The following is a 22,277-nucleotide window of genomic DNA, read 5'->3' as shown; positions in this document are numbered from 1 at the left end:
CTGCACGTGCAAATGGATGCTAGCATTATTCAAAGCCATCGATCGAACTTCTGCTAACACCGATACGCGGTTAGGCGGCTTCCGGAATTGCGGCCCTTTTGCAGAGCCGAGCGACCCATCGGCAAAAGGCACGAGCGATCTCGGGATTGTCACTTCGGTCCACAGCATACGCCCGATACTGCATGCCGCTTGAAGTGCGCGATCCTGGTATCACATGGAGCGCCCCTGTCCGCACGAGATCGCTGACGATAATTTCAGGCGCCACAAGCAGGCATTTTCCGGCCATGACGGCCGGCAAAGCAAGGTAATTATGATCGTATCGCGCCCCCAACTTGATGTCCTTTGCGGAAAGGTTCATGGCCCTAAGCCATGTTGGCAGTATGTCGGGCCGCGATGTGATGTTCAGAATTGGCGTTGAATGGACAGTTGCGAGCGTTTGTCCCATGACATGATTTGGAGAACCTACGCATACAAGCGTCTCATTGTAGATCGCCCAATCGTCGGCCGGTTCAGCGATACAAAGATCGCGAGTGAGCAAGATGTCGAAATTGTCCGAGGATCTCGGCGGAGACAATGAACTGATCACGTCGACGACTACGCCGCCCATCTCGGCAGAGAACGCCTGGAGATTCGGAATCAGAAATGAGTATGCGAAGGTGGAAAGAGACGTGTGGACCACGAGTCGATTAGCGTCCGTTCGGATCCTACGCCGCATCCTTTTCGCGGTGAAACACACTGTGTCAAGCGGTTCGGCAACCGCGTTCGCGAAGAGCCTTCCGAATTCAGTCAATTCGTTCCGCCGGCCTCGCCGTTGCACAAGATCGGTGCCAAAGTAGTCTTGTAACACAGCCAAATAACGGCTGACCGAGCTCTGTGTCGTTCCCAATGTGCTCGCTGCACGCGTTACGCTTCCCTCGCGCGCAATGGTCACAAACACCCGTATAGCATTGAGGGGCACTTCATTGTGTTCGGCAGCCATTTTCTGCTGCGGTAGATCCTGGAATGTCCGCTGATTGTCCACGGCGGCCATTGCCGGAAATGAATGCTCCATCACATTATTTGATGTGTGTAGCCGGATTGCCGCTTAATGAACGATTTCTCACGCGCAAAATCCGCCTTCTTGCTACGGTTCGTGGGGGCTGGCCCGCAACTACCGATTCCCGTCGACGGTTTTTTAAGAGGTGATCTCGAGGTGCCGCCAGGCGGGCTAACCGCTGATGGAGCAGTCGACATCGAGGGTCGTCTAGACGACAGGACCACATCTTAAGAGCGTTTAGAGTGCGCCGGAGCAGAGCGCGGTCCTGAGTTCCTTCTCAAATCTCGACAGCAGTATCAGCGCAGCGTTCAGCGAAGGAAGCGAGCTTCAGCCGCCTTAACCTCGTGCATATTCTGGATTCTGATGGTCTCATCCACCGGCAGAATATCCTTTGTAGACGTTCTGGACGCCGCCGTCAGCGATGATCCGTCGGGAGGTCTCCTGCATGGCGTTTGCAGCAGCACGGATGCCGTAATTGCCAAAGATCATCATGCTGACATTGCCCAACGTTTTGACCCGCTTGGACTCGAGGTCAGGGCGTTCGGCACGATCACCAGCGGCACCGCTTCCATCCAGGCGCGCGAAAAGCTTTCGATCTCGGAAGGATTCGTCCTTTTCGAATGGATCAGGATCATGTCCGCGCCAGCCTCCGCGCGCGCCCGACGCAGGGCCTCCGCTTCGCCGAGGCTGGCAATCAAGGCTTCGGTGCGGGCGATGACGAGGAAATCAGGGTCTGATCTGGCCGTGATGGCGGCCTCGCCGATCATAACGGCGTTGCCGCCGGCCCGCTCATATTCCGTGATAGTGTGAATGACACTAATCGCATTGCCCTAGCCCGTATCAATGTCCGCGACGATCGGCAGCCTCGTGCGTCCGGCGATCGCCCGCAGCATGTCGAGATGCTGTGTCATTGAGATGAGGCTCATGTCCTGCAGCCCATAAGGCGCAGATAGCTCAAAGCCGGACGCCCACAGTCCGTCAAATCCGGCTTCTTCCGCGAGAATCGCCGAAAATGAGCTGTGGGCGGCCATGATGTGGACCGGCCAGTCTCGGCCATGCGGGCGCGCAGGCTTTTGGCAGGGACATCAGAATAACTTTCAGGACAGGGTCGCGCAGGCGGCGATGATTCGGTCGCAGGCCCGGTTGAGGTCCTCGAACGACGAAGCATAGGAAATCCGGATATAGGGCGAGGCCATGAAGCCGCTGCCGGGCACGACAGCCACGGCGAAAGCGTCGAGCAAATACATCGCAAAGTCACTGTCTGTTTCGATCAGCTTGGCGTCCGGCGTGCGCTTGCCGATAACCCCCTTGCAAGAGGGGAAAACATAAAAGGCACCGTCCGGCACACGGCAAGCAAGCCCCTTCGCCTGGTTTAGCTTGGCCACGACAAGGTCGCGGCGCTCCAAAAACGCGCGCACGAACTCTTTGATATGGTCCCGCCTCCCTGACAGCGCCTCGAGCGCGGCATGTTGAGAAATCGAGCTGGTGTGCGAAGAAGTCTGGCCCTGGACGAGGTTCATGGCCTTGATTAGCGCCAGAGGTCCGGCACCATACCCGACGCGCCAACCGGTCATCGCGTCAGCTTTGGACACGCCGTTGACTGTTAGTGTGCGCTCGTAGAGATCCGGCGCGACTGCGGCCATTGTTGCGAAATCGGCGCCGTAGGTGAGCTTTTCATAGATGTCGTCGGATAGCACATGCACATGGGTACGCTCGTGCAACACCGCAGCGAGCGCGAGCAAATCACCTCGGCTGTAGACTGCGCCGGTCGGATTGCATGGCGAATTCAACATCAACCATTTGGTGCGCGGCGTGATCGCCTTCTCCAGCGCCCGAGGGCGGAGCTTAAAGCCATCGAGTTCGCTGCAGGCGACGACCACCGGCTTGCCGCCTGCCAGCGCCACCATGTCGGGATAGGAGACCCAGCATGGCGTTGGGATCACAACCTCGTCGCCCGGATCGAGGCTAGCGAATAGTGCGTTGAACACGACCTGCTTGGCGCCGCAGCCCACCGTGATCTGGTCAATACCGTAATCGAGGCCATGATCGCGACGGAGGCTCTCGCCGATCGCTGCCCGCAGTGGCTTGATTCCGGCGACCGCCGTGTATCTCGTATTCCCGTCGCGGATGGCTCGGATGCCAGCTTCACAGATACCGGACGGCGTGTCGAAATCCGGCTCACCCTGGCTGAGCGTAATCACGTCGGCGCCCTGATCGCTCAGCTCGGCGGCGCGAGCCGTCATGACCTTAGTTTGAGAGGGACGGACGAGTTTGAGCCGTTCTGAAACGAGAGACAAGACCCAATATCCTTCGAGTTCGAATGAGCGGTTTCGTGGCGTCTATCCGAACGCGAACGACCAAACTAACCGGGGGATCGCAGCATTGGACAAATCATCGTAGATTACGATAATCGTATCGCTTCTTCGTGCGGCGCTGTTGGGCCGTTCGCAGTGCGTTGCGTCTTCGCTCTCCCTCTCATCAGCCTGCGTTAGAAGTGCCGACTATCGCATCTTCGCAAGCTTACATCGACTTACTCGATTTAATGTCATCCTGCCGTAGCAGTTCAGGTTTAAGCTCGCACACAATCGCGAATATGCCTGATGACACAAGCGCCCAATTTCGGTGGTCCGCCAATGTCAGTGCCGATCTAAGAATTTCGGGGCGTGGCATCCGTAGGAATGGAAGTGGAACCGGAGGGGTGATGACCCATATCGAACTCACGTGACGGCAAGCCATCGCAGGCGCGGTTGCCGCAAGCGTGTTGGCCAGCACAGGCGCCGGTGCTGTGGAGGGTGAGCCTAAGACATTGACGCGTCGCCGCCTCAAGGTCGGCATGTCCGGATTTCCGCGATCGTTAGACCCGGTCATCGCGACCGATACTGCCATTCGCCGGACTATGCCGCAGCTTTTCGAAACGCTGATCACCTTCGACCATGCCCATGATATGGCGCTACGGCCCGGCTTGGCCGAGCGTTGAGAGCGGATCAATGCGCAGTTACTGCGGCTGTTCCTGCGCAAGGGAGTGGCTTTCCATGACGGAACGTCTTTGACCGCCGAAGATGTAGCCTTCAGTCTTGGTCCTGACCACCTGCTCGGACCTGGACGCCGCGGAATGTCCCAGGCGCTTCAGTCCCTTGATCGGCTCGAGAAAGTCGAAATCGTTGATCCTTTTATCGTCATTGCCAAGGGCGGCGACGCGCTCCTCGAGCAGCGTTTGGCTGCTTGGGGATCGGAGATCGTCAGTCAGCGCGCCTTCGTGGCGGCGGGCTCGTGGGAGCGGTGGACCACAGCCCCTGTTCGAAGCGGTCCTTACAAGCTCGTCGAAACGGCCTCAGGCGGGGAGATTTGCTGAGTCGATGCTTCTCGCGCAAGCCACAAGCTAATTCAGAAATACCAAAGCTTGGCAGATTCCTCAAGGCAAGCCGATCAGCCGATGGGCAGATTTTCGGCGCTCCTCTTGCCCGAACGACCAGCCATCAGCTCGTAGCTGACCCGCACGCCTTCCGCGAGATCAGTGTAGCCGGCCTTCTCGACCGCGCTGATGTGAACGAAGAGGCCAGCTCCCCCGTCTTCTGGCTGGTGAAGCCGTATCTCTTGGCCGCGTTGAACCACTTCACAGTCCCCAATGCCATTGCATTGTTTCCAAACTGAAGTTCCGCGATCTAATCGAAGAACTGCCTGACCATAAGGACGTCCGCGCGACCCCTCACGTTGAGCGCCCATCACGCGTCTACAACCGTTTACGCCCAGGACGGTTTCTGCGGGCCATCGGTCGTGGCGGCGCAGCCGGCAATGGCGGTCGCTCATCGCCAGCTGGCTCATCGGCCTGTGCCTCGGGCTGGCCTTGCGCCACAAATCGATCGAGCTTCTCAAGGGCCTCAAGGACCTTCCGTCCCTCCTCAGTGATGGTCCAGTATCCCACCTCGCGGTCGATGAGATTTTGTCCGAAGATGTCGAGGTTCGGCTCGCGGCTCGCGATGCGCTTCATGCGCGCTGGCCACTCGGGTCCGCTGGTGTAAAAGATGGCCAAGTGCTGTTTGACGACTTCAAGAGCGGCTCGGCCGCCCGGCTGGCCGGCAAGTATCTTCAGTATGGATAGCTGAAAGCTCACATGCGCACGCAAAGATTCAAGGAACTCCCGACGATACCGGCACTAGCCACGGCCGGGTAGCGTACATCAGCGCTTTCAAACGAAAACCTTGCCGGATAAAGCTAACGAGGCAGCACAGTACCGCACTCATATGCAGCCTTTCCTGGACAATCCCGTGCAAGGCCCAGGAAGGGGAAGTCACGATCGACGTCTATGGCTTCCTAACTTGTGCCACCAATGTCGAGAGCACGTCATTTTCCAAGGTGCCAAGCCTGGGATCGAGGCCACGCAGCTCATCAATGTGATTGCATATCGATGTCTGTGATCCAGTCGAGCAAACGAGTCAATCCCGCTAGGTCCTCCTAACGGATGAAATCACGCTCGTCATGTGGTCGCATCGCCGCCCTCTCCCCGGTGAGCAGGCGATGCCGGTTGTCTTGTTTGCGACGTGCTGTCGATCTCCCGACAAGTCCGCTTCCAGAAGAGCGAGCATCTATTCAATTCGCCGCAGTTGGCATGGGCTTTGAAGAGTGAGATGGGCGGCGTTGAAGAGCGAGATCCCATCGCTTGCTCAGGAGTGCAGGGATGGCTTGCGGGATGATAAGTCTTCAGTTCGTGGCATGGATCGGGTCCGACTTCGGGCCTCCAATCTTTGGCATCAACGCAGTGGCCTGCGCATGAATCGCCTCTATGATCGACCTGGCTCCATCCCGATGCGCGCCGTTTCCATTGCACGATTGCGGTGATTGGCCAATTCTGGCGCGGCATTTGCAACCTCTCCTTGGCGCTTATTGCATGCGAAAATCGGCGCCGCGCTGGTCGAAGCCCAGTGGCCAAGCCGTGGTCCGTTTTTGCGTCTAAACGTGCGGTCGCACGAGGCTGCCCGCGAGCAGCATCGCAGGCTGGCCGCGAATTCACGTCAGAACGTAATACTCCGTGAAAGAAGCGGTATTTCGTTCGCCGAGGCAAACGGCGGCCTGATGATATGGACAAGATAGCCAAGACAAAGCCGGCATTAATCTGGCGACCAGAAGGGACGAGACGGGCAGCTATCCGTCGCTTCTCTATCGAGCTCGGCGAAACCGCGAAGCTCGCGTTGCCAATGGTGCTGACGCAGGTTGCGCAGGTTGCGATGATGACGACTGATCTTGCCTTCATCGGGCGTATCAGCGCTGAGGCGCTCGCCGCGGCAGCGCTGGCAGGCCGGCTCTATCTCATTAGCGTCACATTCGGCGTGGGACTACTAAGTGCCATTGCGCCTTTGGCGGCGCGGGCGTTTGGGGAAAATAATCTAGGCGCGGTACAGCGCTCGCTGCGCATGGGCCTATGGCTGGCCCTGATCCTGTCATTCCCGATCATTGCTGTGGCGCTGCGAGCAGAGCAAATACTGCTTGCCTTGGGCCAGACCCCAGATGTGGCGCAGCTCGCCCAGCAATACCTCTTCGGATTAGCCCTCGGCACGGCTCCGGCACTGGCGTTTTTGGCTATCCGCAATTTCATGGGTGGGGTCAATCGGCCACAGCCAGTCTTCTGGATTACGCTATCCGCCATCCCCCTCAATGCGTTGTTGGTCTATATTCTGGCCTATGGGAAGCTTGGGCTGCCCCGGTTGGAGCTGTTCGGGGCAGGTCTTGCGACCACGCTGGTCAACTGCGGCATGTTTTTGGCGGGCTTGTGGTTCGCTGCACTGCGCCGGCCGTTCCGTGAGTACCATGTGCTTGCGGATCTCTGGCGTTTCGATTGGCGCGCAATGCGGCAGCTCATCGCATTTGGGACGCCGATCTCCATCGCTTCATTGATCGAGTCGGGACTATTTGTAGCCACGTCGCTCGTTGCGGGCTCGATCAGCAACAGCGCACTGGCCGCTCACCAGATTGTTGTTCAGGTTTCCTCGACCCTGTTTATGATTTATCTCGGCATTGGGACGGCTGCTGCCATGCGCGTTGGCCATGCCGCCGGCCGCGACGACCGTGCAGGCGTCAAGCGGGCGAATCTGGCGGCGATGTTGCTCGGTATGGTCATAGCTACAACGCTAACGCTTACGTTGATCACCGTGCGTTTTGAGGTCGTGGAGCTGTTTCTGGGCAGAACGGCTCGCGATTCGGAGGCAACGATCAGCCTCGCTGCAACGCTCCTCATCGTCGGCGCAACCCTCTTTATCACTGACGCCGCCCAGTGCATTACGGCAGGCGGCCTGCGCGGGCTGAAGGACACGCGGGTGCCGCTGCTGTTTGCGACTATTGCTTGGTGGCCGATCGGCTTTTCCCTCAGCTATTGGCTCAGTCTGAAGATCGGTTTGGGGGCCGTCGGTATATGGATTGGCTTGTCGACCGGATTCACAATCTATGCGGCGATCCTCGTGCTGCGGTTCCGCCACTTAGCAAGTCGCCCTCTCTGAGGCGCGCGCATCACTGATGCCAGCGGCGACGATATGCCCGGGTGCTTGCCCGTGCGGTTGTGACCGGGGCGAACGCCCGGACTGAAAATTGAAGGTTTCGCGTCACGGCGCGACTGCAGGGATAACATAACAACGAAATAGTAACTCAACTAACATCATATTTTTCGATCATTTCATTTCAAAAAACGATAGCCAAAGTGGTTAGCTCGTTCGAGTGCGAGTAGGAATCCTCAAGGCGTCCTTGGCGATTTGCAGGCTTTCCAACTTGTCACTCCTGCCAGAATGGCTCAACGGGTCCCTCCCTTCGAGAGCAAAGCCGGCAAATCGAGCAGCCCAGCGGCGCGCACCGGCGTCGATACGATCACGCTTAGTCAGGGCATATCAATTTTCGAAACGCCGACCGGTGTCTGCGAGCGCCACAGCTGTGAAAGCCAAGCACACGAGATGCATCGCATTCGCAGGAATCAAGCCGCCAGGCGAAACGATCCGCCGGCAGCATCAGTCACGCTTCCTGGCTCAATCGCGACGTCGACCAGATCAGGATCGGCTAGGGCTGCCGAGCAGCTTCTCCTGGACGCGGCATTTGCTACCCTTGCTTGCGAGGCCATGCTATCGACGTTGCTGGACATCCTACCTGACGTCCTCGCCGGAATTGAGCGATCCTCGGGGCCTGTGATGAATTCCGTGGCTTCACGCTGTGCCCGCAGAGGTGCATCAGGCGATCATGATCAGACCAAACCACTGACCCCGCAGCCTCCGTTCAAGACAAGCCGGGCCGATCTACAGCTGAGGAGAGCTGCTGGCACTCGCACGCCGCTAATCCCGGCTCGGGAGCGGCCGTCGCGCTGGCCGGGCTTTGGTCAGCATGGCTGAGAGCGCCATACCCGCATTGCGCTCGCGCTAGCGATCAGCCTCGGCTCCAAGTCGATGGCGCTGGGCTGCGCCAGCCAGGTCCTGGTCGCTCCCGGTCCGCTACGTTCCAGCTAAACGAAAGCTTTACATGTTCGACCGACCGAACCGGGATCGGGTTCTCATCGTGCTGTTCGATGGGCTTCGACCCGATCTCGTCAAACCATCATTGACGCCAAATCTGGTCAGGCTGCAGCGCCGCGGTGCGGTGCTGGCAGGCAGCGCACCGTCTCGCCCAGCGAAACACGAATAGCGCTCACGAGCCTCGTCACTGGCGCGACGCCGGATCGCCACGGCATCATTGAGATCAATATCTCGACAGGCAGTCGCCCATACCGCGCTCTGTCGACACGAGCGACGCGCGCCTGATCGAGCACCTTGATGCCGCGAGCGAGGGCCATCTAGTCGGTGTGCCATCACTTGGTGAGATCCTCGCGGCGAACGGCAGGACCTTCTCAGTCCTCGCTTCCAACTCGGCGGGGGCAAGGCGCCTGCTGAACCATAAAGCTCGAAAGCTCGGACAAGTGACGCTCTCCGGCCACTTCCCTTGCATCGCGACCTCCGCCGAGATGCTCAGACGAGTGGAGACCCTGCTGGCGCCGACGCCTGCGCCGCCGCCCGCCGGCAACCCAGATCTTGCCTCTCAGCCTTCCTGACTTCAGCGTTCCTCGACGTAATCTGGCCTCAAATTCGGCCCGACGTCGCAATCCTCTCCTCCCGCTGCTGGTCTCGTATATCTTTTCAACCGTACGAGGTACGTCCTGTCCATCATCGATAAAGATCTCTGCGAGCGCACGACCGGTCATCGTTGCCCGTCGCGAAAGGCCCAGAAGACCGAGCACTGTCGGCGCAATATCGCAAATGCCTGAGGGAACTTGCGAGACGAAGTCATTTTTCGATCAGCGGTCTCGCCAAAATCCCGACCGACGACATCTCGTTGGCATGCCACCCGTCGTGCACTCCGAAGCCGACCGCCCCATCCGCACTCCAGGTGCGGCTCATAAGGCCAAATGGATCGAGACCATCCGTAAGCGCGAAGCCGATACCCTTGCTTCAGAATTCGAATGAACGTGCGAAAGAAGCCTCCGGCTTGGACGGAGGTTTCGGATGGGATTGGACAGCAAAAAGGACGTCCATTTGGACGGCTCAACGAGGCGATCGGTGAGCCGGCTGGAGGTTCTTGAAGGACCATCGGGGCGCCGCGTACGTTCGGAAGCTGAGAGAGCTCGGATCGTCGCCGAGAGTCTGTTACCCGGTGCCCAGGTGTCCGAGGTGGCGCGCAAGCACGGAGCGACGCGCTGGCAAATCTACGATTGGCGGCGGCGGTTTCGACAGCGAGGCATGTTGTCGCCGCGCGAGGTATCGCAGCCGACATTCGCTCCGCTAGTCGTGGAAGGTGCGTTGGAGGAGCGTCAGGTTCCGGCGATCAAGCTTGAGATCGCGATCGGCGATGTCGTGCTGCGGACGGACACAGCCATAGATGGCGAGCAGCTGTCCCGTGTGATCCGCGCGATGCGAGCGTCACGATGATCGCGGCCGGTGCCGATCTGAAGATTTACATCGCGACGCGGCCGATCGACTTCCGCTGTGGCCACGATGGGCTTGCGGCGAAGGTGCAGGAGATGCTTCGTCTCGACCCGTTCAGCGGCGCAGCCTTCGTGTTCCGATCGAAACGAGCGGACCGGATCAAGATTTTGGTCTGGGATCGAACGGGTCTGGTGTTGGTGCACAAGCGTCTTGAAGGTTGCAAGTTCGTTTGGCCAACGATCGCAGACGGCGTGATACGGATATCGCCGGCGATGTTCGCAGCCCTGTTCGAGGGGCTGGATTGGAGGTTGGTCCGCCCGGAAGAAGCGCGGCGTCCCCAGGCGGCTGGATAACTGCGGCAGAATGACTCGGAAGCTATTTTGAATGTGGCACGCGCGGCGGCGATGTGCTCGAAATAGCGCATGAGCATCGCGGCGCTGCGCGACGAAAATGAACAACTGAAAGCGCTTTTGGCGCAAACGCAGGCGGCCTTAAGCGAGCATCAGGGGGCGCTGGCGGCGTCGGAAGAAGCGCGGCGTCGGCTGGAGGTCATCCTCGGCGAATTGCGACGCGACAAGTTTGGCGCGACGTCCGAGAAGCTGCGGCCAGATCAGTATCACTTGCCGTTGGAAGACGTGGAGATCGCGCAAGGCATCCTGGACGCGGCGCAGGAGAGAGCCGAGGCTGTGATCAAGGGCCGATCGCGGAGCGTGCCGGATCAAGGTTCTCATCGCAATCGCGGCTGCTTGCCTGCCCATTTGCCGCGGGTGGAACGGATCATCGAGCCTGCGAGCACGCTCTGTCCGTGCGGTTGCGGTGCCATGACGAAGATCGGCGAGGACGTCAGCAAACGCCTCGACGTGATCCCGGCGCAATGGCGGGTGTTGGTCACGCGCCGCCCGAAATACATCTGTCGCCATTGCTCGGGCCCTGTCGTGCAGGCGCACGCACCGGAGCACGTGGTGCCCAGCGGGCTGCCGACCGAAGCGGCGATTGCGCACGTGATCGTCTCCAAGTTTGGCGACCATACGCCGTTTTACCGCCAAGCCGAGATCTATGCGCGTCAGGGCATCCGGCTTGATCGGGCGACACTGGGCAACTGGTCCGGCCGCGCCTGCTTCCATCTTCAGCCCATCGCGGAACACATGCGCCACCACCTGGCCACGGCGGATCGTCTGTTCATGGACGAAACCACGGCGCCGGTACTCGATCCCGGGCGCGGCCAAACGAAGAAAGGCTACTTCTGGGCGATCGCCTCAGACGACCGCGGCCACAGCGGGGCAAGTCCGCCGATCGTGCTGTTCCGATATGCCCCCGGTCGCAGCGGTGCCTTTGCTGAGCAGTTCCTCGACGGTTTTGGCGGACGCTACCTGCAATGCGATGCCTATGACGGGTATGACCGGTTGAACGAAGTCGTTCGACCGCAAGGGCCATGGACGCTCGTGCATTGCTGGAGCCATTTGCGCCGGCGCTTCGTCAAATTGGTGCGCAACAGCAAGTCACCAATCGCCGAGGCCGCCATTCGGCACATCGCACAGCTTTACGCCATCGAAGCCATGGTGCGCGGTGCATCGCCGGACATACGGTTGGCCGCGCGCAAGGAGCACTCGCTGCCAATGGTAGCCGCGTTGAAGTCGTGGTTCGAAAAACAGCTGTCGATGATCTCCAGCGGTTCGACGCTCGCCGAGGACATCCGCTACGCGCTCAATCACTGGCAAGGTCTGACCCGCTTCCTCGAAGACGGGCGCCTCGAGCTCGACACCAACCCTGTCGAGAACGCCATCCGGCCAGTCTGCCTGACCAGAAAAAATGCGCTCTTCGCCGGTCATGAGGTCGGAGCCGAAAACTGGGCCTTGCTCGCCTCGATCGTCGCCACCTGCAAGCTCAACGACGTCAACCCGGCCGCCTACATCGCCGAAACACTCGAGACGATCATCGACGGCCATCCCCATAGCCGCATCGAAGACCTCATGCCGTGGCGATTCCGCAAAACGTCAAGCCAGCCTCAATAGGGTTGCGGCTAAGCGCTTACGACCATCCGACCGGAACGAGAACAGAATGTCCGCCGATCGGGCATGGTCGGCGAACACCAAATGGCGGGCAAAGCTGCCCGCCGCAATGCCATAGGCCGCGCCACCGGCGGTAAACACCAGACCACACCAGGGCCGCTCGATCATCGATCCTACTGTGCGGCGGATAACGGCGTCCGATGGCTCGGCGAGGTAAATTGCTCCGACTTGGCCAGGTATGACGTGGCATCGATCCCGGCCGCCGGTGCCGGGCCGCAGCGCAGCCCGGCAGCCTCGAGCGTCTCAAATAGATCGGCCCGCGCATGCACCGTCACATGTCCATGACCGGAGGCGGTGATCAGGTGCACGCCAAGGGAGACGCCCTCAGCCTCCCACCCATCGAGCACGCGGCGCAACTGCCGATCGACAAAGCTGATCGCTGCCATCGTCTTTGGCGCGCCAGTCCCACAATCGTGCGAGGAAATATCGGGCTCCCCGGTGCATACCGGCAGCACCGTCGTGTGCAGGTCGGTGAGGCAGTCTATCTTGATTTTGCTGGCGTCGTGGGGCGTCCCAATAACTGACATAACTCAAGCTCGATCTGCGTCCCGCAAGGGCCGGTCTGCTGTCATCGATGGTGAAATTCGTCGAAAAATTCGATGGAGCGCCAAATTTAAGCGCTGGCTCGAGAGTCATTGCACTAATTCAAACCCCCATGTTTGCTACCACATACGAACAAATGCACCCATCTCCGTCGGGGACCGATTTATGTCGAAAGTTTCACCATTTCATTCAACGAAACCTGGTGCGCGAAGCGTCTATCACGACAACGATAAGTGTACCGAGGGCAATAACATCGAACGGCAGAATCTCGCCTCGGGCACCGGAGGGCGGCCGCGCTGCGAACATTGCGGCCGCCTAGCCTAGTTCGCAGCTGCCGTGGCGGGTAAAACGAGCCCCGCCACGGGTCTGGGGCAGGAAAATATGTCAAGCTTGAGAGGGCAGCGTTCTTTGCTTCGTTCGCGTCGGCTTGGCCTCCGCGGTGTGCTCGCTGACTCAGTTCAAGTCAAACTCAAGCCGAGGTCACCGCAGATTTTTCCGATGGTCGATCGGTCGGCTTGATTGATTTCAGGCAGCGCTTTCAAGTCGGCTTCATCGTGCCAGATGGGTGGCTCAGTTCTAATCTCAATTCATTTGGCGACGCGTTCGGGGCGGCTTTGCAGGGCTAGCAACGTACGTAAGCCATTAGCGGCGCATTGTGCACAACCATTAGGACCACGTCCGGAATCGCTGTTTGTCGAGACGTCTCGCGATTGACGCTGCCGCACAGAAGCAGGTGGCCAGCCCAGGAATTGCAACCATATGGCCGCTGACGATCTTCCCTTTTCATCTACGGTTTCATCCGTTGTCGATGCCTTCTTGAAAAAGCTCGAGGACCAAAAAACCCTTTCGCGGGCGTCTTTGTCGGCACTGCGAAAGGCACTGGCGAATCATCAATTGGACGCCGAGAGCCTACGGGCGGCGATTTTCAGCGCTGCTGAGCCGAGCAATGATCCAGATTGAAGAAATCGAAATTGTCGAGTTCCGTGGAATTCGTCATCTCAAGCGCTCCTTGGGCCGAAGGAGTTTTGGCATTGCGGGGCCGAACGGTACCGGCAAGAGCGGCATCGTGGATGCGATCGAATTTGCCCTCACCGGAAACATCACTCGTCTCGGCGGTGCGGGCACGGCGGAGCTGAGTGTCAAGGCGCACGCTCCACATGTCGACGCGAGCAAAAAGCCCGAAACCGCGCTCGTTCGCCTGCAGGTCTATGCGCCCGCTCTCAAAAAGAGCTTCATAATCGAGCGGAGCGTCAAGAATCCAGGCGCCGCGGTACTCAAGCCGAGCAGTGCTGAAACCAGGGCGCTTCTGGCGCAGCTCGAAACCCATCCTGAGTTTGCCCTGTCTCGTCGAGAAATCATCAAATATATTCTCGTTCCTGCAGGCAAACGATCACAATACGTCCAAGAGCTGCTGCGCCTTGATCAGCTCGAAAAGCTGCGGGTCTCACTCCAACGCGTCGCCAACGATGCAAAACGCGACCACGGAAGGGCCGAGGTGGAGGATCGGCGGACCAAGTCCGATTTCTTTCACCATCTCGGCATTGCCACTCCAAACAAAACTGATCTGCTTGCTTCTGTAAATGCTCGTCGAGCTGTGCTGAAGCTCGATCCTGTGGCGGACCTCGCGCCGGAAAATGCCTTGAAGGTAGGCATCAATCCAGATGCCGAGCACGAGGCGTCGCAGCCATTCTCCAAGCTCGGCGCCAAGAATGACCTTGCGAGTTTCCTGAAGAGGCTGGCTGTCTCGCAGGAAATAACCATAACTGGCGCAAAGTCGGATGCAGTCGCCGCTCTCGCCCAGCTCACGGACGATCCGGCTCTGTTAAGGGTTGTCAAGCAGCGCGCTTTGGTTGAGCGGGGTCTTGAGCTGGTCGAAGGAGACGCTTGTCCACTGTGCGACGGTCCCTGGGAGATGGCCCTCCTGGCAACACATCTTCAAGAGAAGATCGCAAAGGCAGATGCGGCCTCGACGGCATTGAAGCAACTGGCCCTGGCGATCGACCCTCTCGCGGCTCACCTGCGGGCGATGGCGCTTGACGCGGGCAAAGTGGCCGAATGGTGCGAAAAGGCCAATCCTCCTATAGATGCCACGTCGCTGCGGTCCCACGCAAAGGCCCTCGACAGTGACCGCGACACACTAGACAAGGTCGTCCGGGACCCGGCAGCGATCGCCCACGCGCTGCAAGCCCTTGGTCGACTGGGGGCATCGCCCGCGGTCGAGTTGCTTCAGCCCGCCGATCGTCTGGCGGCCTATATCGAAACGCTCTCCGACCTTTCAAAGGAGGAAGAAGCCAAGGAATTCTTGATCGTTGCCCAGGAGAAATACGATCAATGCCGTGGGACGCAGCAGACCCTCAATATCGCGGCCCAGCAGGCCGAAACAGCTTCTGCGGTGTTTAGCCACTACGGTACGGTCAGCACCGCAATGTTGGAAGGCATCTACGACAAGGTGCAGAAGGACTTCACCGAATACTACAGTTTCATCAACCGCGACGATGAGGCCAATTTCGAGGGCAAGCTCTCTGCATCATTGGGCAAACTGGCCTTCGATGTCGACTTTTACGGACGAGGCAGATTTCCTCCCGGGGCCTACCACAGCGAGGGCCATCAGGATGGCATGGGGCTTTGCCTCTATCTTGCACTGGTGAAGCACACGCTCGGCGATGGATTTACGCTTGCCGTCCTCGACGATGTGCTGATGTCGGTCGACGCCGGCCATCGTCGTGAGGTTTGCGCGCTCCTGAAGCAGAAATTTCCAAACACGCAGTTTGTCCTGACCACTCACGACGGCGTGTGGCTCAAGTTCATGCAGAGCGAAAAGCTGGTTCAGAGCACTCTTAGCTTTGGCGGCTGGACGGTCGACAGTGGCCCACAGGTCTGGAACGAGGGTCACGTCTGGACGCAGATCCAGAAACACCTCGCCAATGACAATGTATTTTTGGCGGCAGGGACTTTGCGACGCTATCTGGAGTTCACCTCGACGATCCTTGCGGATAATCTGCGCGCTCGCATCGAATATCATGGAAACGGACAATACGACCTGGGCGATCTCTGGCCCGGGGTGTTAGCCGCATGGAAGGCCCGTCTCAAAGAGGCGCGCGACTCCGCCTCCTCGTGGGGGAAAAATATTCAGGATGCCGAAGCGCTGCAGATAGAATCCAAAAAGCGGGTGGCGGCGACAAAGTCAGAAGAGTGGATGATCAACAAGGCGGTTCACTACAACGCCTGGGCGGACCTGCAATCGAAGGAATTCGCTGCGGTCGTGAGTTCGTTTCAACAATTGCTTCAACTGATGCAGTGCCCCAACACCGATTGCGGCGAATTCCTCTGCGTTTCGCCTATCAAGGGTGACAAGGAAGTCCTCCGCTGCAGTTGCAGCGCTGTCAGTCTCAACCTCGTGCCGAAGAAGAACTGATGCTCCTCGCCCGGCCCAGACCGTCGCTGACGCGTGTATGTGAACCTGTGGCCACGCACCCTCGAGGCCGGACCATGCGGTGAAGTTGGTCCGCTCGTCGCCCCGCGCGGGCTCTGGATCGACCGGCAGCGCCGATGACGGATCGCGATGATCGCGCATTCATTGTGGCCTGACACCGCTATGATGATGGGCGCTGCACCTGGGGTTGGTGCCGACGATAATGGCCGCAGGGGTTCAGGATCAGGCCGCACGCCGGTCGGCGGCCGGCTTCTGCGCGGGCAGAAGGCCACTGAATCGCGAACAGTGCATTCGCCGGACCGGCTGTCTTCGAAGCGATAAGCCGGCACCGGAGGACCGCTGCGACCAAAGGTTCCGGCTTGCGGTCTCCTTGCCGCTTACCTATCACCTTATACGCCCGTGCTCCGGTCTGAACCCGATTGTGACAGAGTTCCCGGACATGGACTTGATGCCTTTGAGAGATGCGTCACGCGAAGCGTAGTGGCGGACCAAGTTGGTCAAGAGGTGCGGGCTCCAGCCGGGATGGCGACCTTCAGCGGCGCGCGCCAGTCCGCGTGCAATGGCGTAACTGGTCATCAGAGAGCCCGACGACGGTCCTGCCGTGTAGCTCACGCATCATTTCAGGGCGTCACAGCCTAGACTATGATTCGGACCGGGAGTGCGGAATAACCGTGCACGAAGTTCGATGCAACGCGCTCCGGATCGCCAACGACCTCCACCTCCATGCGCTTATTCAGTATCTCCTCCCAGAGGATTTTAAGCTGCAGCCGCGCGAGATGTCGACCAAGGCAACGATGGATGCCGTATCCGAACGAGAGATGTTGGTGCACGTTCTTGCGATCGATCGTAAATTTGTTGGCGTCCTCGATGACCTCATCGTCTCGGTTGCCAGAGATGTACCACATTACAACCTTGTCGCCTCGCCTGATTTGTTTGCCTCCCATGATAATGTCCGCGGTGGCGTTGCGGCGCATATGTGCGATTGGCGTTTGGTACCGAATAATCTCGGACACAGCGCTCGACACCAAGGCGGGATTATCTCGTAGCTTTCGTAGCTCGGAGGGGTGCTGGTTCATGAACAGCAGGCCACCGGTGATCGAATTGCGCGTGGTGTCGTTGCCCCCCACGATCAGTAGAATGAGATTGCCAAGAAACTCACGTGGCTCCATATGCCGAGTCCCGGACGAGTGCGCCATCATCGAAATGAGATCAAATCGTGGCTCGGCATTTATCCGCTCCCGCCAAAGCCGAGTAAAATATGTCAAGCACTCGGACAGGATTGCGCTTCGCTTGCCCCAGCTGTCGATCGCCTGCCCAACCGTCGGCGCTGCAACGGCTACGTCCGACCAGTACGTTAGGAGCCGGCGATCCGCGAACGGAAAGTCGAAAAGTGTGGCCAGCATCTGCGTCGTCAACTCGATCGAGACCATATCGACCCAGTTGAAGGCTTCATCGCGCGGCAGGCCATCAAGGATTGTTCCAGCGCGACTGCGGATTAATCCCTCGAGTTTTTCCAAATTGTCCGGTGCGAGTATCGGACTTACGGTGTTGCGCTGCGCGGCATGTTTGGGAGGACCTGCCTTGATAAAACTCGGTGTCCAATGTTCCTCGGGCACGTCGAGGATCGTGACACCTTGCTCTGACGAGAATATTTTATGATTTGTATCGACGGCCACGATATCGCGGTATCTCGTTATCGACCAATATGGTCCGTATGGGCTGTCTTGGCAGTGGTGAACGGGATCTTCCCTTCGCAGCCGCTCGAAGCAGGGCCACAAGCTATCATCTTGAAATCGTCTAGGTTCGCTTACATCTAGATCTCTCAACGGGATGCCGCGCACATCTTCGCCTCCGCGCACGTTAAAGGGCGTTTTCATGACCGTGTCCTTTGGCCGTTTCTCTTTGAAGAACCCGATCTCGACAGGTCGTAACCGCATGGAGTGCGTGCCGAGTGCTTCAGCTGGGAAGAGCTTCTCGCCGAAGCGGCAAAGAATACTCGAAAAACTGAGCGGCGCCCCCTGCCAGTTCCGGCAGGAGCGAGATCGCCGCCACTTTGTCTATGCGAGCGGAACGCCGCCAGATGAGTCGGCCACGTCTCATTGCGGAAGAGTCGCGGCGGCCCGCTTAAATTGTGGCCGCTGCAAAATAAGGCCTGACTTCGGCATGCTCAATCTGAACAACGCGATCGGGCAGGGGACCGACGCGGTGGTCGCGGTCGCGCGTTCAATCAAACAGAAGATGGAGATGTTTGGACCGCGCTTGGGCAATGTTCCAGCGGCATGTCAAAGACCAAAGCAACAATTCCTTCGGCGCCTTGCGCGCCGTCAAATAGCCAACTGATCCGATCCAAGCACGGCCTTGGCCGCAGCGGCTTCACCATTTACTATCCTCGCCGCTGGTGCTGCTAGGAACGTGCTCCCACTTTACTTCCTTGATAAACGGCATCGTCTAGCTCGCTCGTGTGGTCAGGCGTGTGACGGGGCTCCCGATCTGTGCCAGGAGCTCGTCAATAGTTAGGCACGGCGCCTCTGGCGCGACGCTCTGCGCTTCTCCGGCAGTACAGGGATCGGAACGTGCGGAAGTGAAAAGACGCCCCCGCCCGCCAGCCCGCCCTACACCGGGGAGGATGCATGCGCTGTTGCTGGAACACGTGACTGGGCAAGCGTGCTCGCACATCGTGGCGGTCGGCCGCTTGGAACGGACTCCTGGGTTGAAGCATACCGGAAAAGACAACTACGCCTGGTTGTTCAATGGCGAGACGATTTTCTGCCTGGCGTCGGGCCCGAGCCTCATGGCGGAGATCTGCCAGCGTGTGCGCGGCCGGCGGTCGATCGCCATCAACTTGTCGGCCGTGCTGGCGCCCTGGGCGAGCGTGCTGTTCTTCACGGATTCCGGCTGGTACGAGCCGCGGCGCCAGCTGGTGGCGAACTGGGATGGCCTGGCGATCGCGCTCGGCGCGACGCGGGTAGGACCGGGAGCACTGCCACGACGAGTACAAGGGCTCGGCCCGCGATTCCGAGATCTATTAGCGCGAATTCGTTCCGGACTTTGCAGGCTGGGACGAGGCCGCACGCGCCGTCGGCGTCGAAGTCATCAACGCGACTGAAGCAGCGCGCTGAAGGAGTTTCGGTTTGCGTCGCTCAACGACATCCTGAGATCGACCGCTTAAGATGACGCAGCAAAATTTAAACATCGGGCTCTCCCGCGAGCAGATCCGGGCGGCAGTGCAGGCCGACTTCGTGGAGCTCTATGCCGCTTTGAATTCCGAGTACGGTACCAACCTGGTGCCGCGGCTTCTGAACAGCGGGCTTTCTGACAGCCAGGTGCTGGACTTTACGCGGGCCAATTTTGCGGACCTCTATGCTGCGGTGAAGGCGCAGGGGCTCACCGGAGTTCCTGTCTTCGTGCCGGCCTATGCGATCGTGGCCAGCGGCTTGCTGCTGCCGGTCGCGCGCTATCTAAATGCCGGGCTCTCAAGCGATCAGTTGCGCGCCGCGACGCAGGCGAACTTCACTGACCTGTACACACTCCTTGGGGGAGTGAACGCCTACAATCCCGTAGTGGCGCTCGGCTATGATCTGCTTGCATGGTGGACGCTGACGCGCACTATTGGGGCGCGAACGGCGGCATGACGATTGCGACGGGGGTTTCTTCTTGGCGGGACATCGTCGCTGGATACAGCGCGGTTCAAGCTTCGGGGGCAGCGCAGCCGGTGTTTTCGAGCACTTCGTTCAACGGTTCCCCGGGTTTAACCTCTGACGGTATCGACGACTGTCTGGTGTGCACAGACGCCGCGCTGCTCACCGGCCTGCCGGCAGGGGACGCGGGCGGCGAATTGTGGTCGCTGGCGCAGAACGACAATCTTGTGGCCAGCGCAACGTTTTTCGATCTGTTCGGCTATGCCAACGCGTCGCAAAGCGACGCTCGCACGATCGGAAGGATCGCCACGCCAGTCTACGGCCGAACGGTTTTCGGAACCGGCGGCGGCAACGTCTCTGTCGGCGGCACCACGCTATTCTCAGGACGCCGGGTGATCAGAGGGGCCTATAGCTCCGCTGGCACTGTGCTGTTCATGGACGGAGCGCAGGAAGGGAGCTTGCCCGGGACGCCCGCAACGGCGGCAGCCCGCGTCGCTCTGTTTGCTCGCGCGCTCGCCACTCCGTCAAACTATTGGACCGGGATCGGAGCGGCCTTTCTTATCACCAAGCCACTGAGTGCCACCAAACCAGCGGTCCTGGCCTCCTATCTCATGTCGCGAAGGAACCCCTGATCATGACCGCTCACTATGGTGTCACTCTTATTTCTGCTGCGAACAAGAACGCAATCAACGTCGTGCTCGCCCTTTGGGTAGGAGACAATCCGGCCGTCTCGCAGAATGTCAGCCAGCCGGCAAATCAAAGCGGCGACATCGGCGATGCGGCAACGTACTGGTTTGGCGGTCGTCCCTACGACGGCGGCGAACTCTCGGTAATTCAGAGTTTGCCAGGCAATATGCCAGTTGCGACCTGGCCTGTGCAGGGGGTGGCTGGGCCAGTCAGTGAAGCAGAAGCTATCGCGGCAGCGGCAGCTCTGATCGTAACCATAACGACGCGAGACAGCTACACGACGCAACAGGCTCAAGAGACACTGGCCGCCTCGTTGAGCGCTTTGGGCCTGAGGCGAGCTGAATCGAAGAGCTAGTTTGACTATTCGTGCATCGTCCATCGCGCGTCACGTCGCTTAAGCGGGTATGGCGTCGAAGTCGATGCGCCCGAACCGGTTCGGTTGATCTTTGATATCCGACCAGTTGAAGTCGTAGATTTCATCCTCGGCCCAGTCGGTGGGATAGTTGACTCTGAATAGCTCGCCGATCGAAGCGCGCATCGGCTGATAGCCGTTGGACCAAACTATTGCTGGTGTGCCAGCGCCGAAATCTTGTGCACCAAACTGAGACGTGACGATCATCAGCAGACCGGCGACGGACAGGATCAGATTCTTCAAATTAGCCTTCTTGAAAGCATCGTGCCTATCATGCTTGCTGGTGTTGTAATCTTGGTACCAGGAAATTGGGACGCCCTTTCCGTGGGGACTCGGAAGTCCACGTAGAGGTCGCCACTGTTCGAAAGGTCGCAAGGTCGGCGGCGAACCGCTCCAAATAGGTAACATGACTTCGTAGGACGACAGGTGGTGTGTAGCATCTACCCTTCGATGGTCGACCATATTCAATTGCCGGCCGCTGCGGCTGCAATTGTTCTCGGCTAGGATCACCTTGAAATTTGCTTCAATCTCGATGCAGGTCCGCATGAAGAGCGAGTGGATCCGGAACGAGTAGACGCTCATGCACTCGGCGCTTGGTGTTCGACGTATTCGAATATTGAACGAAGATCGTCCTGGATCAGTGTCAGTGCACGAACATAATGTTCGGCGTCTCTCGCGTAGTCGCGATCGAGGATGTAGGCCAAGCTGCTGTAACCCGAGTTCGGTCCATCTGCGATTCCTCGAAAATTCCGGTGAAAGGGCTTTGCAACAGGCATCTGGCCTCTCCTGAGTGCTTGATCCTACGAGCCCTGAGCAAGCTGTGTCCACTCCCTTCTGGACAGTGCCTTTCCGAGAACAATCTCCCAGGGCGGTGCATCAAACGAAGCACATAGGTGCAGGCATTTCGGTATGGTCATGGCTGCGAGAGAGCGGATTTTCCTAGCTTTTCGATAATCTGCTGAACGCAGGCCGCCATTTCTTCCATCACTACTCGGACCGGCCGGCTTCGGAGGACTTCGACTTCTCCAAACGAGAGCGAACAGCTAAAACGCACTGCGTCTTTTGAGTTTTCGCTGGTGTCTTCATCTTTCGCGGCCGCTTCGCTGCTCCAATGCACGGGCGGAAGGATGACAAGACCTTCGGGGGTCGATTCGATTTGTTGATCGATATGCACCTCTTGCATCGCGAAATTTTGCTGGATAAGAGGGCGCTTCTTGTCTACGATGTTTAGCTCGTGCAGGGCACGGATTAGGTATCCCTTGCCCCCACAGTATGGCTCGCATTCACGAATAATCTGCACGAAATGTTGGGGTACCCTGCGACATTGCTTCTCTAAATTCTTTTCGAAATGTGCCGCATCTTTCCCATGGGGGAAGTACGTTCCGTCTGCAGCTTGGCCGCCTAATTCTGCGCATACACATGCTGCTTGGTCCAATGCCGACCGTAAGATTGTAATGAGCGCGCTTCAGCTTCATTGAGCAGCTGGCAAACGGGTTTGCGAGGTTCGCGTTGGCCATGGGTCTTCTCCGAAAATG

Annotated in this window: 22 protein-coding genes and 2 pseudogenes; 12 read left to right on the top strand and 12 right to left on the bottom strand. The window is 58.9% G+C overall.

The genetic code is table 11. The features are described from left to right. Positions 1 to 70 precede the first annotated feature (70 nt). From IVB54_RS32125 to IVB54_RS32115, 4 genes and pseudogenes are all read right to left on the bottom strand, one after another. Positions 71 to 979, bottom strand: a complete 909-nt coding sequence (locus IVB54_RS32125; RefSeq protein ID WP_247777535.1) for a LysR family transcriptional regulator — start codon at positions 977 to 979, stop codon at positions 71 to 73. Between the two features lie 426 nt (positions 980 to 1,405). After that, entirely contained in the window at positions 1,406 to 1,528 is a 123-nt protein-coding gene (locus IVB54_RS41520; RefSeq protein WP_256465310.1) for a hypothetical protein, read from the bottom strand. Next, a pseudogene (locus IVB54_RS32120) lies at positions 1,525 to 2,067 on the bottom strand (isocitrate lyase/phosphoenolpyruvate mutase family protein). Before IVB54_RS32120 ends, IVB54_RS41520 begins: the two are co-directional and overlap by 4 nt. 66 nt (positions 2,068 to 2,133) lie before the next feature. Next, positions 2,134 to 3,333, bottom strand: a complete 1,200-nt coding sequence (locus tag IVB54_RS32115; protein WP_247776630.1) for a pyridoxal phosphate-dependent aminotransferase — start codon at positions 3,331 to 3,333, stop codon at positions 2,134 to 2,136. A 686-nt stretch (positions 3,334 to 4,019) separates the two neighbouring features. Between IVB54_RS32115 and IVB54_RS32110 the strand changes: the two genes are divergently transcribed. Beyond that, positions 4,020 to 4,388: an ABC transporter substrate-binding protein gene (locus IVB54_RS32110; RefSeq protein WP_346658857.1), complete on the top strand. Its 369-nt coding sequence runs from the start codon at positions 4,020 to 4,022 to the stop codon at positions 4,386 to 4,388. A gap of 74 nt (positions 4,389 to 4,462) precedes the next feature. Here IVB54_RS32110 and IVB54_RS32105 read toward each other — a convergent pair. Then, positions 4,463 to 4,668, bottom strand: a pseudogene (locus IVB54_RS32105) (cold-shock protein). A 98-nt stretch (positions 4,669 to 4,766) separates the two neighbouring features. After that, positions 4,767 to 5,024, bottom strand: coding sequence for a hypothetical protein (locus tag IVB54_RS32100; protein ID WP_247766851.1), 258 nt, complete (start codon positions 5,022 to 5,024; stop codon positions 4,767 to 4,769). Positions 5,025 to 6,111: 1,087 nt separating this feature from the next. Here IVB54_RS32100 and IVB54_RS32095 point away from each other — a divergent pair. The 5 genes from IVB54_RS32095 (at position 6,112) to IVB54_RS32075 (ending at position 11,972) form a co-directional block, all read left to right on the top strand. Beyond that, positions 6,112 to 7,524: an MATE family efflux transporter gene (locus IVB54_RS32095; protein WP_247293746.1), complete on the top strand. Its 1,413-nt coding sequence runs from the start codon at positions 6,112 to 6,114 to the stop codon at positions 7,522 to 7,524. Positions 7,525 to 8,598: 1,074 nt separating this feature from the next. Further along, the gene (locus IVB54_RS41785) at positions 8,599 to 8,802 is read left to right on the top strand and encodes an alkaline phosphatase family protein (protein ID WP_346658856.1); all 204 of its coding nucleotides are present in this window, start codon (positions 8,599 to 8,601) and stop codon (positions 8,800 to 8,802) included. A 738-nt stretch (positions 8,803 to 9,540) separates the two neighbouring features. Further along, positions 9,541 to 9,963, top strand: coding sequence for a transposase (locus tag IVB54_RS32085; protein ID WP_247336378.1), 423 nt, complete (start codon positions 9,541 to 9,543; stop codon positions 9,961 to 9,963). Further along, on the top strand, positions 9,960 to 10,313 hold the full coding sequence (tnpB, locus tag IVB54_RS32080) for an IS66 family insertion sequence element accessory protein TnpB (protein ID WP_007601228.1): 354 nt from the start codon (positions 9,960 to 9,962) through the stop codon (positions 10,311 to 10,313). The genes IVB54_RS32085 and tnpB overlap by 4 nt, the downstream gene beginning before the upstream one ends. A 69-nt stretch (positions 10,314 to 10,382) precedes the next feature. Next, a complete protein-coding gene (locus tag IVB54_RS32075) occupies positions 10,383 to 11,972 on the top strand; it encodes an IS66 family transposase (RefSeq protein ID WP_247776629.1) in 1,590 nt (529 codons plus the stop codon). On the opposite strand, the gene IVB54_RS32070 is transcribed toward IVB54_RS32075, so the two are convergent. After that, a complete protein-coding gene (locus IVB54_RS32070; RefSeq protein ID WP_247776628.1) occupies positions 11,955 to 12,137 on the bottom strand; it encodes a hypothetical protein in 183 nt (60 codons plus the stop codon). The two genes, IVB54_RS32075 and IVB54_RS32070, sit on opposite strands and share 18 nt — an antisense overlap. A gap of 5 nt (positions 12,138 to 12,142) precedes the next feature. Continuing rightward, positions 12,143 to 12,556, bottom strand: a complete 414-nt coding sequence (locus IVB54_RS32065; RefSeq protein WP_247776627.1) for an alkaline phosphatase family protein — start codon at positions 12,554 to 12,556, stop codon at positions 12,143 to 12,145. Positions 12,557 to 13,331: 775 nt separating this feature from the next. Between IVB54_RS32065 and IVB54_RS32060 the strand changes: the two genes are divergently transcribed. Together IVB54_RS32060 and IVB54_RS32055 are read left to right on the top strand one after the other, a co-directional pair. Next, complete coding sequence (locus tag IVB54_RS32060; protein ID WP_247776626.1) at positions 13,332 to 13,532, top strand: hypothetical protein; 201 nt, start codon at positions 13,332 to 13,334, stop codon at positions 13,530 to 13,532. Then, positions 13,519 to 15,987 carry an ATP-binding protein gene (locus tag IVB54_RS32055; RefSeq protein WP_247776625.1) on the top strand — a complete coding sequence of 823 codons (2,469 nt, stop codon included), beginning with the start codon at positions 13,519 to 13,521 and terminating at the stop codon, positions 15,985 to 15,987. The genes IVB54_RS32060 and IVB54_RS32055 overlap by 14 nt, the downstream gene beginning before the upstream one ends. 653 nt (positions 15,988 to 16,640) lie before the next feature. Here the strand turns inward: IVB54_RS32055 and IVB54_RS32050 are convergent. Then, positions 16,641 to 17,882, bottom strand: coding sequence for a cytochrome P450 (locus IVB54_RS32050; protein WP_247776624.1), 1,242 nt, complete (start codon positions 17,880 to 17,882; stop codon positions 16,641 to 16,643). Between IVB54_RS32050 and IVB54_RS32045 the strand changes: the two genes are divergently transcribed. After that, positions 17,881 to 18,345 (top strand): hypothetical protein, encoded by a 465-nt coding sequence (locus IVB54_RS32045; RefSeq protein WP_247284183.1) that lies wholly within the window; start codon positions 17,881 to 17,883, stop codon positions 18,343 to 18,345. The two genes, IVB54_RS32050 and IVB54_RS32045, sit on opposite strands and share 2 nt — an antisense overlap. 393 nt (positions 18,346 to 18,738) lie before the next feature. On the opposite strand, the gene IVB54_RS32040 is transcribed toward IVB54_RS32045, so the two are convergent. After that, positions 18,739 to 18,891 (bottom strand): hypothetical protein, encoded by a 153-nt coding sequence (locus tag IVB54_RS32040; RefSeq protein WP_247776623.1) that lies wholly within the window; start codon positions 18,889 to 18,891, stop codon positions 18,739 to 18,741. 284 nt (positions 18,892 to 19,175) lie between these two features. Between IVB54_RS32040 and IVB54_RS32035 the strand changes: the two genes are divergently transcribed. From IVB54_RS32035 to IVB54_RS32025, 3 genes are read left to right on the top strand one after another with little or no spacing between them, the layout of a single operon-like run. Further along, positions 19,176 to 19,637, top strand: coding sequence for a hypothetical protein (locus tag IVB54_RS32035; protein WP_247412733.1), 462 nt, complete (start codon positions 19,176 to 19,178; stop codon positions 19,635 to 19,637). Then, positions 19,592 to 20,275, top strand: coding sequence for a hypothetical protein (locus tag IVB54_RS32030; protein WP_247776622.1), 684 nt, complete (start codon positions 19,592 to 19,594; stop codon positions 20,273 to 20,275). Before IVB54_RS32035 ends, IVB54_RS32030 begins: the two co-directional genes overlap by 46 nt. A gap of 2 nt (positions 20,276 to 20,277) precedes the next feature. Next, positions 20,278 to 20,685, top strand: a complete 408-nt coding sequence (locus tag IVB54_RS32025; protein WP_247484952.1) for a hypothetical protein — start codon at positions 20,278 to 20,280, stop codon at positions 20,683 to 20,685. A gap of 39 nt (positions 20,686 to 20,724) precedes the next feature. Here the strand turns inward: IVB54_RS32025 and IVB54_RS32020 are convergent, their stop codons facing one another. Then, positions 20,725 to 21,324: a hypothetical protein gene (locus IVB54_RS32020; protein ID WP_247776621.1), complete on the bottom strand. Its 600-nt coding sequence runs from the start codon at positions 21,322 to 21,324 to the stop codon at positions 20,725 to 20,727. A 331-nt stretch (positions 21,325 to 21,655) separates the two neighbouring features. Next, entirely contained in the window at positions 21,656 to 22,042 is a 387-nt protein-coding gene (locus IVB54_RS32015; protein WP_247776620.1) for a hypothetical protein, read from the bottom strand. Between the last annotated feature and the right edge of the window lie 235 nt (positions 22,043 to 22,277).

Origin of the sequence: Bradyrhizobium sp. CW1, assembly GCF_023100665.1 — a bacterium.
Classification (GTDB): Bacteria; Pseudomonadota; Alphaproteobacteria; order Rhizobiales; family Xanthobacteraceae; genus Bradyrhizobium; species Bradyrhizobium canariense_D.
The sequence above is the reverse complement of the archived record's forward strand: the minus strand, read 5'-3'. Positions and strand labels throughout refer to the sequence as shown.

What these genes read in the sequence shown, in the direction of transcription:
- IVB54_RS32060 (WP_247776626.1), top strand. Translation starts at nt 13,332, where the DNA reads ATGGCCGCTGACGATCTTCCCTTTTCATCTACGGTTTCATCCGTTGTC.
- IVB54_RS32070 (WP_247776628.1), bottom strand. Translation starts at nt 12,137, where the DNA reads ATGATCGAGCGGCCCTGGTGTGGTCTGGTGTTTACCGCCGGTGGCGCG.
- IVB54_RS32050 (WP_247776624.1), bottom strand. Translation starts at nt 17,882, where the DNA reads ATGAAAACGCCCTTTAACGTGCGCGGAGGCGAAGATGTGCGCGGCATC.
- tnpB (WP_007601228.1), top strand. Translation starts at nt 9,960, where the DNA reads ATGATCGCGGCCGGTGCCGATCTGAAGATTTACATCGCGACGCGGCCG.
- IVB54_RS32065 (WP_247776627.1), bottom strand. Translation starts at nt 12,556, where the DNA reads ATGTCAGTTATTGGGACGCCCCACGACGCCAGCAAAATCAAGATAGAC.
- IVB54_RS32100 (WP_247766851.1), bottom strand. Translation starts at nt 5,024, where the DNA reads ATGAAGCGCATCGCGAGCCGCGAGCCGAACCTCGACATCTTCGGACAA.
- IVB54_RS32085 (WP_247336378.1), top strand. Translation starts at nt 9,541, where the DNA reads ATGGGATTGGACAGCAAAAAGGACGTCCATTTGGACGGCTCAACGAGG.
- IVB54_RS41520 (WP_256465310.1), bottom strand. Translation starts at nt 1,528, where the DNA reads ATGATGATCTTTGGCAATTACGGCATCCGTGCTGCTGCAAACGCCATG.
- IVB54_RS32035 (WP_247412733.1), top strand. Translation starts at nt 19,176, where the DNA reads ATGACGCAGCAAAATTTAAACATCGGGCTCTCCCGCGAGCAGATCCGG.
- IVB54_RS32075 (WP_247776629.1), top strand. Translation starts at nt 10,383, where the DNA reads ATGAGCATCGCGGCGCTGCGCGACGAAAATGAACAACTGAAAGCGCTT.
- IVB54_RS32030 (WP_247776622.1), top strand. Translation starts at nt 19,592, where the DNA reads ATGGTGGACGCTGACGCGCACTATTGGGGCGCGAACGGCGGCATGACG.
- IVB54_RS32045 (WP_247284183.1), top strand. Translation starts at nt 17,881, where the DNA reads ATGACCGTGTCCTTTGGCCGTTTCTCTTTGAAGAACCCGATCTCGACA.
- IVB54_RS32125 (WP_247777535.1), bottom strand. Translation starts at nt 979, where the DNA reads ATGGCTGCCGAACACAATGAAGTGCCCCTCAATGCTATACGGGTGTTT.
- IVB54_RS32020 (WP_247776621.1), bottom strand. Translation starts at nt 21,324, where the DNA reads ATGAGCGTCTACTCGTTCCGGATCCACTCGCTCTTCATGCGGACCTGC.
- IVB54_RS32095 (WP_247293746.1), top strand. Translation starts at nt 6,112, where the DNA reads ATGGACAAGATAGCCAAGACAAAGCCGGCATTAATCTGGCGACCAGAA.
- IVB54_RS32055 (WP_247776625.1), top strand. Translation starts at nt 13,519, where the DNA reads ATGATCCAGATTGAAGAAATCGAAATTGTCGAGTTCCGTGGAATTCGT.
- IVB54_RS32025 (WP_247484952.1), top strand. Translation starts at nt 20,278, where the DNA reads ATGACCGCTCACTATGGTGTCACTCTTATTTCTGCTGCGAACAAGAAC.